Origin of the sequence: Oribacterium sp. FC2011 (genome assembly GCF_000701645.1) — a bacterium.
In the GTDB taxonomy this organism is placed as follows: domain Bacteria; phylum Bacillota; class Clostridia; order Lachnospirales; family Lachnospiraceae; genus Oribacterium.
The window spans coordinates 34,059-46,623 of record NZ_JNJM01000010.1 but is presented as its reverse complement, the minus strand read 5'-3'; the positions used below and the strand labels follow the sequence as shown (position 1 = coordinate 46,623).

Sequence of the window (12,565 nt, the reverse complement as noted above, 5' to 3'; positions counted from 1 at the left end):
CCGTGCTTACCCCTCGTCTTTTACTTCTTCTTTTTCGCCGATAGGGAAAAATTTAAGATATATATCCGGAGCAATTTTACCGAGTTTACTCTGTATCTCCATTTCGCTCATTCGTCTGAAGTGGTCTTTCTGCCCGTCTCCTACCTGTATTGAAAAGTAATCACCTCTCGGCATCCTGTAATAGTAAGTCCTTACTGTTTTGTTTTTATCATGCCAGTCATCTGTTGTGAGTAGATTTGCATAATCTGTATCGTAAAGGACTCCGCCAAGGACAATCCTTAATTTCGGACGGTGGGTTCTCAGATACCAGGCTGAACGCCACTTTGGCACATTGTAGGGGAATGTTATATCGCTATAGATCAGTGCCTTATATAAAGGATTCCGGTCTACCCATTTAGGATTTAGTATCTGTTCTTCTCCGGATCCTATAAATTTTTCCGGCTCTTTTTCTTCCTGTTTTTTACCTGCTTCTGTATTATCGTCTTTGTAGAATTTCCCCCATCCCGTGGCAAGCTCATTAGTGCCACAGTAATCACATTTGATGGTGCTAAGCTCCACGTGATATTCTCTATTTCCATAACGGATCAATTCAACGCCGCTAGATTCGTATAATTGCCGTCCGCAAAACGGACATATTAAAACTGCGCTCATAATCAAACTCTCCTTTCGGTTTAATTATGGGAATAGTTTTTTCTCTATAAGTATTATTTGGGCAAATTTTTAACATTAATGATGAAAATTTTTTGTTGTACTCCTTTTTCAAGAATATGGCGGAGAATGGGTGAGAATATTTATACGCGTTAAGACTATGCCGGTATCATTAATAATCTCTGTAAGATTTTCTGGTAACAAAAAAGCCGTACTTTATAAATACGGCAGATGACATGTTTACTTATGTTGTGGAGATAAACTGATTTTTCTGAGCTATATTAAGGCGTCTTGAGAAGTTCTGTCTTACAAGCTTGTATCTTAAACTTTTATAGTAACAGTTTTTACGTTGTTCCTCCGGCAGAGAATAATGAAGAAAATCTAACGGGAACTGGAAAAGATCCCTGCAGGCTGAAGTTAATTTATATTCGTTTATAAGCTTTTTGCAGTCGCCTTTTGAAAAGAAATTATACATTTCCCTTATAGAGCTAAAAGGGCGTGCGAGTTGGAGCATCCTTGCAAAACATATACAGGCTCTTTCTAGACCTTCATTGTTTTCTGTCGCAAAGAAACCTTTCTGGAATCTTGGAATCTCTCCGGATATAACTTTGTCGTAATAGCTTTCAACCGCTGCTCTTGCATCGTATGGAAACTCGTTCGGATACATAAGATGAACAAGGTAATGAAGATTGTTCATTGGAGTTAATTCTGCAGGGAATTTTATTCTCTGCGAAACAAGACCGTTCAGATGGAGATGCTTTAGGATATCCTCGGAAATATTTGCAGCTGTCTGTTCGGGAGTCCAGCCCATGTAACATTCGAAGGCATACTTAATGACTTCTATAGCTCTCTGCTGATCAGTGGATGTGTACTCCTTTCGACCATTGTATGATGATAAGAACAGCTCCTTTCCAAGTGACGGCTTTTGACCAAACATTACCTGATCGTAAAGGTAATAAAGATCGGCATTTTCATCCTCAAAATATTTCATTTTTCCCTCTTCTCTTTCTAACGATACCTATCGTTCAAAAAATGTGGGCCATATTTTCTGCATTAAGTATCATAATCATGTCCTATTATTTGAGTATGCAATAACACTACCGATACATTCGGAGTACTTGCTTGTTAATAAACAGATGTAGCTGGTAATAATCTAATTTATTTCCTTAATGCAAAAGAGTATACGTATGGCCAATTGTTAGTTTACCTTTTAATTATGGGAAGATTTTTTTCCACTTTTGTATTTTTCGTGCCTATACTTTTTTATGGCTTGGTTAAAATAAATTTATCTATCGTTATATATGAATTAAAAAAAGATAATCAACTAAGAATTAGATTACGCAACCTACAGTTGCGTCGGACGCAAATAATAGTTAATAGAGAATCTCTGTAACCCCTGTTAGAATAGAGGCATCAAACATTCCGGAGGAACTCAAATGAATATCGGAGATAAAATAACAAACTATAGAAAAAACCTGGGACTGACACAGGAAGACCTTGCTTAACATTGTTCCGTAACTCGTCAGGCTGTTGCAAAGTGGGAAAAAGGTGAGAGTCTTCCCGATATTTACACAGTTGCGAAGTTGGCAAAACTTTTTTCCATCTCTATAGAAGATCTTATATATACAGATAAAGCTATCGTCGAGAATCAGAATTTTTACATTCGCAATCTTCAGGAGAAGGATAAGGATTCTCTTTGTTCACTAATGTATGAGCACGGAGCATTAGGTCTTGCTTTTACAGCATTAAATAGCAAATCTGACAGTGATGATTCTCAACTTGGGGACCAGCAAATTATAAAATTCTACTATCCGAAAGCCGATCACATTTTCTTGCTTTTCCGTCGCAATGATAACCAAGCTATCGGTATATTTGACCTTAGTGAACTTACAGAAGAGACAAGTGAGATGTCTGCCTATATTCGTAACGGTTTTGAAATATATGAAAGTGTGTTTATTGACTTTTTTTCTGGATTAATTCTAAGTATCACGTTAGAGCAACAACCGTTTCAGTATGGGGTGGTCAGGAGGAGACAATGTTTTTCGCTTTGGGCTTCAAACCATCTGATGGACTATGCCCTATTGCGCTTCCTCTAGTTTAAAATATTAGGCTCTTTAGGCGACCTTTTTGATGCCTGAAATATTGCACAAAGAATTGCTAAAATTTAAGGACTTAGGCAAGATGTCTAAGTCCTTATTTTGAGCTAATTTTTAAACAATTATTTTATTCATGATACATATATTTCAATGTAAGAGTTATTTGTTGATAAACTACTTTAGAAAAGGTTGGGATTGATTATGTTTTCTACAAGAGAAAAATTATATTTTTAATTAACAAGGGAGTCGCCTAAAGAGCTTTATATTATTGTGATTTTAGCCGATATACCGATTAGTGAAATAGGTGTAGTGTACGTTTTTCTACCGATGGAACGGTGGAGAATGGAGATTACTATGAGTATAGATATGTCTTTTTTTACGCGTTACGGGACTGTTGGGAACTATTCCAAAACGCAGAAAATGAAGCAAAAGGTAGAGCGACGTAAAAACGAAAGTGATTTTACATCGAAAGAGACCACTGCCGTAAATCATGACAGAAGGACTACTTCCGAAAAAGTGCGTGATACTATCCGGACAGAGGCACAGCAGATTGTGGATGCCTACAAGATGAATGCAGAGAAGGAGGATTCTGACGAAAAGCTCACCAAGATTCGGACCAAATATATGTATGGGGAAAATCTGTCCCCGGATGAGCTGGAATATATCCGACAGAAAGATTCCAAGCTGTATTCAGAGATAAAAGCTGAAAAAGATGAAATCAAGAATTTTGAGAAAAAACTTAAGGCTGCAAAGACCAAGGAGGAGGCACAGCGTATCATTTCAGATGAAGCAGGCGCATCCTTAAGTAAGGTCAATTCAGTTACCAACAATCCTCATATATCAGAATCCTATAAGCTGGCAGTCTGTGCCTCAGAGTACAGAAAGCTCACGAAGAGGCAGGAGATATTCAAGAACTTCGCAGAAAAGGGCGAATATGCAAAGCTTCCGACAGATGCCGAAAAACGTGAAGCAGAGCGTGAAATCACGGAGGCAAGAGAAGAGGAAATCCGAAATGCAGGAAAGATGAAGGATGACGCTGAAGAGGACAGCGATAACAGCATCTCTGATGAAAGAACTGATAATGATGATAACAGGACTGAAACAGTTGACCATGACAGAAAACAGCAGGAGCCAGTTTTCAAAGGCATTTCCCATGCCTCTCAGGGTGACGGCAACCCGGGGGGAAAGAAGGTCTCCGCAGATGGCACTAAGAAGGTTTATAAAAGTACCGTTCAGGCAGAATCCACTCCTGAGGCTCTCAAGGTTAAACGTGCTAAGAACAACTCAGGTCGAGGCAAACTGTACGAATCGGATAACGAAGACAATAATGTGAGTTTCCATGATTGGACAGCATAAAAAGCCATTAAAATAAGGGCATTTTAAAAACTTGAAAATTTTGAGAATTCTGCAAAAGAGGATAAAAGAAAAGCGGTGGTCACTATGTACCGCTTTTTGCATATTATTTTTAATTATCAACAAATATAATTTGTATTTTTGAAAGAATAAAATTAGAATTTCTTGCTTGATTAATAAAGATTAAATCAATATGACTTTTTGTGCATAATGACGAAACAAAAATTTTTATCAACAAGGTCGCCTAAAGAGCTAAATATTATATTTTGTACTATCATTACTTTAATACCAAAATAGCGTATCCGAAATATCGGATACGCTACTATTTTTTCAGTCTTACAAGGCTTTACTAAACTACCAAATACCCCTCTTCAGGAGCGAGATCGAGCATATTCTCATCCTGTGAGCTGAGATTAATGATATTTAAAAGAGATGAGTTTGGCTCTTTGCCATAACCAAGTCCGGCTGCAAGTCTCTTGATAACAGGATCAAAACTAGCTGCAGTTACTACTTCCTTAACAGCACGACGGATCTTATCTTCCTCTCCGACTCTTCCAAGTCTTTTGGCAATCTCAGGTACATCAATGTGCTCTATTCTGTTCATCTCAAAAAGGAAAATATCTTCATCTACACAGATTTCTGATAATCTCTCTACAATCTTCTCACCAAGTACCTTGCGAATAGCTGCTGACTCTGGATTCTCATATGCGAGTGACTGGCTCTCGTCACCTGCGATGTATGAATCATACTGCTCCATTGCATCAAGGTGACCTGTCTTAATCTTCATGGCACGGAGAGTTGTCTCGATATTGCTTCGAGATTCCCCGGTCTCTACGATGTAGTCCCTAATAGTAGCTTCATAGCCATATTCCTTGCACTGCTTGTCGATCTTATTGATCTTGCGACGAAGTGCTGCATCGCTGGACGATGTGCAGTTCTTCATTTCATTTGTAACAGCAACCATTCCTGACTTCAGGTGTATATAGAAGAATGTAGAAGGAGCTATTCCCCTTGAACCATCATATTTGCCAAGGTTTCTGATGAGATTTTCACATGCTGACTGTGTAAGGTCTTCAGCGAAAGAAGGATCCCTTCTTACATACTCTTTGAACTTTGTGCTTATGATGGATCTGATAACACCCTTCATATAAGAGAGTGCTTCAACCTGTGCATCCTGGATCTCATATTCCATGGAATCAGGATCATTTACGACGGCTGCGATTCGTGTGAAGATCTTAATCATCTCTTCCTTTGGTTTTATCTCTGCATCAGGCAGAACGTCACGGGCAAAACTCTTTTCTGAATCGTCAAGAGCGACAGACTCATCTTCACTGTCATCATAATCACAAACTTCATAATCAGCACAATTAACATCATCATACATGTCATCGATTGCAACGTCTGACATCCCTTTGTTTTTGAAATAATCTTTAAAACTATCCCTTGAATTAATCATTTCACATACTCTCCCCAAAAACATACATTACGACTCTTTTTACCCCTAAGTCGTGTTGCTTTTCTACCCCAAAAACCTGCAATGTATCCTGCCCGGATATTTTGTTTTGTTGTCCGGTGTATCTGTAAGCTTGTAATATGATTTCTTGTGCAATTATTCTAAAATCTATAGATTGATTATATGAACAATTACTAAAACAACTGTAGCATAGTATCACGTGCTCGACAAATCGGACAAGGCTGCTGATAGAAATTTTCGATTAAACCGGTTTTTGTATTTGATTAAATACAATTTAGTGTGAAATTCATAAAATGCGGAGGAATGATTTTGTTTTTAAGAATCAAAAAAGCCTCCCGCATCTCGCGAAAGGCTTAGTAATTGTATCAGGTATAAATTCAGTGAAAAACCATTCGCGCATCTATAGAAAACAATATCAACATAAACCTGCTGATATGAATCTACATCTGTATGAATTTGTTCTCCACTATGTCTTAACGGTTTAGCGTCCGCTTCAGACAATTGGGATTATACGCTTGCAGAATTGACGAGTCAACAGTTAAATTAGCAAATCCCGGGATTCCGCTAACTCATACCGCCATTTCCTGAAGCGCATGAATGCCGCCACTAGCATGGCCGACCATCCAACTGTGCACGCCACCGCAATGCCCCGGATACCCATCGAAGGCGCCAGCACATAGGTGAAGATCGTCCTTAAAGTAATCTGGATGGCTGTAAGGACAATGGTTATCTTCATATCCCCCATGCCACGGAAAAAGCCTTGCATACAGTTGGTCATCGCCGGAAAAATATAGAAAAATGCCATCAACCCAAGGTAATCCGCTCCGATACAGACAATGGCCTCTGCGTCCCCCGCTTTAAGGAACAGACGAACAAAGGGTTCTCTGAAAAGGTATGTCACCGTACAGATAAGCACGAAATAGCAAAGTTCCAGCTTAAGCCCTGCTCGGAAGCCTGGTAGAAGGCGTTCCTTTTTCCCTGCTCCACGATTCTGCGCCATGAAGGAGGACAAAGCTGAAGAAATTCCCTGAGCAGGAATACAGGCAAAATCATCTGCCTTCGTAACAGCATTATAAGCAGCAATTACATCAACACCAAGTGCATTCACCTGGCCCTGAATAAGTACTTTGCCGATAGGCTGAAGCATCTGCTGTAGTGCCGTCGGACCGCCGTAAGAAAGTATTCTCCTAAGCAGTAAAAGATCTCTTTTCAGATCTTCTCTTCCCGGTACAATCTCCCGGGTTTTCCTAAGCATGTACACCACCGCCAGCACAGCGGAAACAGCTTCTGCAACTACTGTAGTGACCGCACTACAGACAATACCGAAATGGAGAAATCCAAGGAAAAACAGATCAAGCAATGCGTTAAGTATTGCGGAGAAGGCCAAAAATTTGAGGGGCGTCTTTGAATCTCCCACTGCCTTGAGACCGGCCGCAAGCGCGTTATAAAGGAAGGTGAACGGAGCTCCCAGGAAGGTGATCCGGAGATAAACCAATGTCATCAGAAAGATGTCATCCGGCACTGACAAGGAGTTCAAGATCATAGGAGTCAGATATACACCAGCCGCCACCACCAAGAGGCAGAAAATCATCCCACAACGAAGCATACCACCTAGGGTTTTTCTGACTTTGGGTAGATTCTTTTCTCCGAAGGCCTCCCCCATCAGCACTCCAGCCCCGATACAGACCCCGGAAATCCCCAAAATCACCAGGTTCATCACAGGGGCAGCAATCCCCTCGGCGGAAAGGGCTTCTTTTCCGATAAACCTTCCGGCGATAACGGAATCCACAGCATTATATAAAAGTTGCAGCCAGTTTCCCATAAGTACCGGTAGCGCGAACCGCCACAGATGACTTATGGGCTGTCCATTTGTCATGTCCCGCATACGACTTAGCTCCTACTTTCATGTAAGATTTTTTACAAGTTTGGTTATTCTGGGCCAATATAACATTTGCCTGTCAGATGGTCAATGCACTTAAAAAAAGACTGGGGCTTACGTAAGTAGCATTTACCATTAACTGTATTTAAATCTCTTTTTAAACTCAAAAAATCAGGCACCTTCCTGACTGAACAATATTAGTCTGTTTGCGTCATCGCTTGTAAAATCAAAGACTCCTTCTTTCCAGAAGCCCCTTACCACACGCTCAATACCGCCGTATGTATAACGGAGCTCGTTTCTGGGAAGTCGTGGGAGTGCTGTTTTTACACCATTTAACTCTACGAAGCCGATTATTGGTATATATTCTTCTCCGCCGTTATAACACTTGAATGGAACAATAAAGAGAGATGGCTGTCCTTTCTTTTCTAGGCGGAACTGGTCAAGGAACTCATTACTGAAATCCTCCGGTACATTCTTTTTTATTTCCTCTATTGGCTGATATATAGATGCAGTTTTTCCGGTTAGACTTACATGGGATGTGAAAATGCCACTATTCCATGTACCGTAAACTTTAAATGTCTTGCCATCTATTGTCATGTTTATTTCATTCTCGCGCTTTTGTGTGACAAAAATGTATTCCTTGTCATTAGGATCTGTAACATGCACAAGAATCTCGGCAAAAGCAGTTCCGGTAGTCCGGTTGTATATCCATGAAGGCCAGATGATAAAACGATATGGGCCTATCTCAGCTGCCCCAAAACTACGTTTCAGAACGATTGTATGTATATGGTTAAAGAGCTTACCCCTGTCATTTGAATGATCCGGTTCCTGTTCATCATCGAATAATTCAAGCTTGGATACCTTGATTTCTTCAGGAACTACCTCTTCCTTTTCTTTGTTGAGTTTTGGCCTTTTGGGAGCAAATCCAAACAATGGCTTTACAGGCTTATCGTTTTCTTTTTCGTCGTCGGATGAAACCGCTACTTTCAAAGACTCATCCTTTTTAGAAAAAAAACCTTTTCTTGATAACTCCTGAGCCGGTTTCACAATCGTCTTTATGTTTTCATTGTTTCCGGCATCGGTTTTCTTTCTGAAGAAGCCATGCTTTAAGATCTGATCCTCTTTTACTGTCTCAGTGTTGCTCTCTGTGTTATTGTCCTTAGATGCTACGTTCTCTATGTTTTTTCTTTTGAAAATTGGTCTTCTCTCAAGGAAATCCGGTTCTTCATCTTCTGATTCCAGGTCACTTTCGATATCATTTGCATAAGCGGTGAAGGCAGAAAGCGGAGTGTTGTCTTCAGGCTTCTTTTCAGGAACATCATTTTCCTTTCTTGCTTCAACAGCCACGCTGCCGTCTTCATTTATGTTAACTATGGCATGGTCAAGTTCTCCTCCAACAGAAAAGGCATCCTCATCCACTATTATGCCCTTGCTTCTTGTTGGCTCGGTTTTCCTCTTATTCTCTGCCTTAGGCATTGCATCTTTGCTTCCAGTTTCGGCCTGCTTCTTTGATTCATCAGAATCTGTTTTAGAAACTGATTCTTCTGTTTCAATGGTTGATATTACCGTATCGGACGCTGACTCCTTTAGAATCTCTTCCTTCATTTCTGATGATATATCTTCTGTTTCAGGTTCTTCTTTACTGCCGATGATCCTGTCATAGTCATTTCTCAATATGTTCCTTACTGCTCTGTCAGGAACTACGTATGAGTTATTGTTGAAATTAATCCTTATAAGTCTTCCGGATTCGCTTTCCAACACTTCAAAATCTGCGCCTTCATACAGAAGTCCGCAAAATGCGTTATTGTGGAGACGATTATTTAGTGCATGAGCAGCGTTATCATCCTTCTGCTCCCGTTCTACAAGAAGTTTTGCCTGTACAAGGATATTTGCATAGGCACTTGCGGTGTTAAATAATTCCATAGATGTTACTCCTCGAATATTCGATTACAATTGCTAATTTGTTTTGTAGTGGATTCTAATCAATTATGGGAGGGGTTTTGAACGTATCAGTATTTATTTGAAAATTTTTTAAATTTCTTCTTTTTGCCCCATTTAACCTTATATTTTTTTTGCTTCTTTGTTATATAAAAATGCACCCAACTGGTATGGGTGCATTTGGTCAAATATGAAAGATTGCTCTTAGGGTGATCTTCACGAGTCTATATAACAGCTTGTTGAAGATTCGGTATCCAATCATGTTTATTATTTTTGTTCCAAGTTTCATTGTATTCTCCTTCCGGAGAGCACGAACTAAGCTGAATCCTTACATCCATAAGTGCCTTGTCGACAGCTTTCGTGACATTTCCACTTTCAATATCTTCTTTGAGACGGAGAAAATAGAAAACTGCCATGTCAGTCAGTAGCTCCTTGAGGATTTCATTCTCATCATATAGCTTTTATGCCTTTATCCGCTCTGATACTAGGTTCCTGGCTCTAGTATAATTCGCATCTTCAAGGAGACTCTGGCGAAAATGAGCAGAATCCTCAAATGATTTTATCCGAGGCTCGATTCCATACTCGTCCAGCACCTTCTTAATTGATCTTTTTACAAATCGTAGGTCCGTGTTCTCATCAAATTCATATAATAAACCTTTCATTTATTCCTTTCCGTGGCCATGACCACTCCAAATTACTTATATCTGTTACATAAAAATTATGTGAGGGGACTCACGGGATAAGGCTTGGTTACAACGAAAATCCTAATCGGTGGTGTTTTTCGTCCGGTGCATCCTGTTTTTTAAGGTCTACATTCTCAACGTCCTGCATATTGAGAGCCATGATATTTCTGTTACTTATCTTGTCATCAAGATTCTTTGCCAGACGGTCAGCCTGATTAGCAGCTGCTTTTTCAAGGAAATTCCTTACATCTCTTGCATTTGCATAGTTCACGATCTTTTCTGCTGATCTTTTCTCAAAATATTCCCTAGTGTATTTAAGGCAGTCACTGCTCGGAGAATAACTTGCCTTACTGCACATGAGTTTAAATATATCAGTCAGTTCTTTCCCGCTATAATCCGGAAAATCAATGTAGGTGTTTATACGGGATCGTATACCCGGATTCATGCTGAGAAAATCCTGCATTTCTTTTGTATATCCCGCAAATATTACAACAAGGTTGTCTCGGTGATCCTCCATCAGCTTTATGAGGGTTGCCACTGCTTCTTTTCCGAAATCATTGGTGCCACCGAGGTTATTATTTGCAAGAATGTATGCTTCGTCTATGAACAGGATACCTCCGAGTGCTTTCTGCACCATGTCTTTTGTTTTTATAGCAGTTTGTCCGACATATCCGCCTATTAACCCTTCTGCATCTGTCTCAATGAAATGCCCCTTGGGTAGTATCTCCATCTCACGGTAGATCGCAGCTATCAGTCTTGCTATTGTGGTCTTTCCTGTTCCGGGATTTCCGGTGAATATCATGTGCATAGTGGGTGAAAGAACATTAAGGCCTCTTGTTTTACGAAGCTTGTTCATTTTTGCAAGGTTCATTGTGAATTTTACAGTCTCCTTCACGGATTTGAGTCCTGGAAGGCTGTCAAGTTCCGATATTAGCTCAGATAATGTCTTATCTTTATATGGGTATTCTTCCTGTGTAGTCTCCTTGCTTTCTGTCATGTTCTTCTTGGCCTTTTCTATATACTCGTCTTCGTTACCCGTAGTAAACTCAGGAAAATCATCATCTGATGAATAGTCATAATCACATGATAGTGACTGGCATTTATCTTCCCATGCAGTCTCAGTTAAATGTCTCCATTCCTCTCTAAGCTTCAGATGCTCTCCTTCATTTTCCTTGCTTTCTACTCCATCTTTTGTATCGGGAGAACAGTAATCTTCTGAAGGTGACGCTCCAAGAGAAATGTATGAAAGATACTCTTCCTTTTCTGCTTCCGTAATAGTATTACTCAGGAATTTTGTATGAAGGATTACAAAGTATTTCATGGTTTCAGCATCAAATACACCGGTTTTTATCGGAGTGCTTGTATCCATACCATACAGGCAGTTTTCTTCCATAAGCTCCAGTATCTTGAGAGATTCATCATAACTTCCGCCAATGATAAACCCCGGCACCTGTGGCAGATACGGAACTGAAACATCATAAAGTCTGTTATCGATGTTTTCCTCTAAAACTGATGCAACTGTATTCAGATAATCCATTCTCTTTATGATTTTATTGAGATTATCCTTTTCACCGGCTTCAAATGCCGAAAAGCGATTCCCTATCATCGCAAAAATCTCAAGTGCCTTCCAGGAACGGTAATGTGTCCTTTCTACCTTCTGGTCATCATGCTCTATCATCGGTCCAAGACGGTGATCCAAAGACATCAGGCTCTCAAAATATAAAGGCGGTGCATCGCATGCATATTTACGGCTCATCTGCATTATGGTGCGGAACTGACCGCTTTCGTATTCATTACCGGTAACGCTATTGATGAAATCCATTTCTCTGTCTGTAAGCATGTTATCGTCAGAAGAGATGCCTACTAGGAATTCTGTCAGGGCCGTCTGGAACTGATTCATCAATGTGTCCGCTCCTCCTAAAAGGACGCCCATGCTTTTAATGGATTCAATATATTCTATAAATTTCTCTTCGGCTTTTCTGTCTAACATACCTACCTCCTAAAAAATCTTTTCTTTTACCTGAATTATGGGAGGGATTTTGAGGGAAATTTGGCTGCTGATAGATTTTTCTTAAAAATATTCTTGGTTTTTTGATTTTTGAAGCTTATCCGGAATATCCTCTCCCATATTTAAAAAGTAGTTTATATATTAGTCATTCTGGAGATTTGAAACAGAATTGATCATTATTTTTTAATTTTAAAGGGGTAAAACCCCGGGAGGTAATTATGGCTTCAGAGAGATTTTCATGCGAATATCAGGCAAAGAAATTTGCCGAGAAAGTAAATGGGCAGGTAGTACCTGAATCCCTTGAGTCTATGGGACTTTGGGAATGTACCCCGAGGTTTTATGACGTCTATTATGATGAAGACGAGAATTAATGTCATAACTGTTTCACAGCCCTTCAAATCGCTGACCCATTGGTATTTGATTTCGAAGGGCTTTTTTGTGATTTGATGATTTATTTCACACAATTCTATATATCTTATACTTTAT

At 39.7% G+C, this 12,565-nt stretch carries 8 protein-coding genes and 1 pseudogene; 3 read left to right on the top strand and 6 right to left on the bottom strand.

Features of this window, described 5'->3' with window-relative positions; translation table 11 throughout:
* Positions 1-6 precede the first annotated feature (6 nt).
* Positions 7-651, bottom strand: coding sequence for a hypothetical protein (locus tag T357_RS0109505; RefSeq protein ID WP_031551547.1), 645 nt, complete (start codon positions 649-651; stop codon positions 7-9).
* Between the two features lie 241 nt (positions 652-892).
* Positions 893-1,639, bottom strand: coding sequence for a hypothetical protein (locus T357_RS0109500; protein WP_031551544.1), 747 nt, complete (start codon positions 1,637-1,639; stop codon positions 893-895).
* 535 nt (positions 1,640-2,174) lie between these two features.
* On the opposite strand from T357_RS0109500, the pseudogene T357_RS0109495 reads away from it, so the two are divergent.
* Positions 2,175-2,744, top strand: a pseudogene (locus T357_RS0109495) (helix-turn-helix transcriptional regulator); the annotation flags it as partial.
* Positions 2,745-3,098: 354 nt separating this feature from the next.
* Positions 3,099-4,100, top strand: a complete 1,002-nt coding sequence (locus T357_RS0109490) for a hypothetical protein (RefSeq protein WP_031551537.1) — start codon at positions 3,099-3,101, stop codon at positions 4,098-4,100.
* A gap of 346 nt (positions 4,101-4,446) precedes the next feature.
* On the opposite strand, the gene T357_RS0109485 is transcribed toward T357_RS0109490, so the two are convergent.
* The 4 genes from T357_RS0109485 to T357_RS20260 all read right to left on the bottom strand — a co-directional run bounded on the left by T357_RS0109485 (position 4,447) and on the right by T357_RS20260 (position 12,061).
* On the bottom strand, positions 4,447-5,553 hold the full coding sequence (locus T357_RS0109485; RefSeq protein WP_031551534.1) for a sigma factor: 1,107 nt from the start codon (positions 5,551-5,553) through the stop codon (positions 4,447-4,449).
* 556 nt (positions 5,554-6,109) lie between these two features.
* Positions 6,110-7,456 carry an MATE family efflux transporter gene (locus T357_RS0109480; RefSeq protein ID WP_044916650.1) on the bottom strand — a complete coding sequence of 449 codons (1,347 nt, stop codon included), beginning with the start codon at positions 7,454-7,456 and terminating at the stop codon, positions 6,110-6,112.
* A gap of 165 nt (positions 7,457-7,621) precedes the next feature.
* Entirely contained in the window at positions 7,622-9,373 is a 1,752-nt protein-coding gene (locus tag T357_RS0109475; RefSeq protein ID WP_031551528.1) for a hypothetical protein, read from the bottom strand.
* Between the two features lie 765 nt (positions 9,374-10,138).
* Positions 10,139-12,061, bottom strand: a complete 1,923-nt coding sequence (locus tag T357_RS20260) for an AAA family ATPase (protein WP_049962368.1) — start codon at positions 12,059-12,061, stop codon at positions 10,139-10,141.
* Positions 12,062-12,297: 236 nt separating this feature from the next.
* Between T357_RS20260 and T357_RS21165 the strand changes: the two genes are divergently transcribed.
* Positions 12,298-12,450, top strand: coding sequence for a hypothetical protein (locus T357_RS21165; RefSeq protein ID WP_155991350.1), 153 nt, complete (start codon positions 12,298-12,300; stop codon positions 12,448-12,450).
* The last annotated feature ends 115 nt before the right edge of the window (positions 12,451-12,565 follow it).

What these genes read in the sequence shown, in the direction of transcription:
- T357_RS0109485 (WP_031551534.1), bottom strand. Translation starts at nt 5,553, where the DNA reads ATGATTAATTCAAGGGATAGTTTTAAAGATTATTTCAAAAACAAAGGG.
- T357_RS0109475 (WP_031551528.1), bottom strand. Translation starts at nt 9,373, where the DNA reads ATGGAATTATTTAACACCGCAAGTGCCTATGCAAATATCCTTGTACAG.
- T357_RS0109490 (WP_031551537.1), top strand. Translation starts at nt 3,099, where the DNA reads ATGAGTATAGATATGTCTTTTTTTACGCGTTACGGGACTGTTGGGAAC.
- T357_RS0109500 (WP_031551544.1), bottom strand. Translation starts at nt 1,639, where the DNA reads ATGAAATATTTTGAGGATGAAAATGCCGATCTTTATTACCTTTACGAT.
- T357_RS0109505 (WP_031551547.1), bottom strand. Translation starts at nt 651, where the DNA reads ATGAGCGCAGTTTTAATATGTCCGTTTTGCGGACGGCAATTATACGAA.
- T357_RS21165 (WP_155991350.1), top strand. Translation starts at nt 12,298, where the DNA reads ATGGCTTCAGAGAGATTTTCATGCGAATATCAGGCAAAGAAATTTGCC.
- T357_RS0109480 (WP_044916650.1), bottom strand. Translation starts at nt 7,456, where the DNA reads ATGCGGGACATGACAAATGGACAGCCCATAAGTCATCTGTGGCGGTTC.
- T357_RS20260 (WP_049962368.1), bottom strand. Translation starts at nt 12,061, where the DNA reads ATGTTAGACAGAAAAGCCGAAGAGAAATTTATAGAATATATTGAATCC.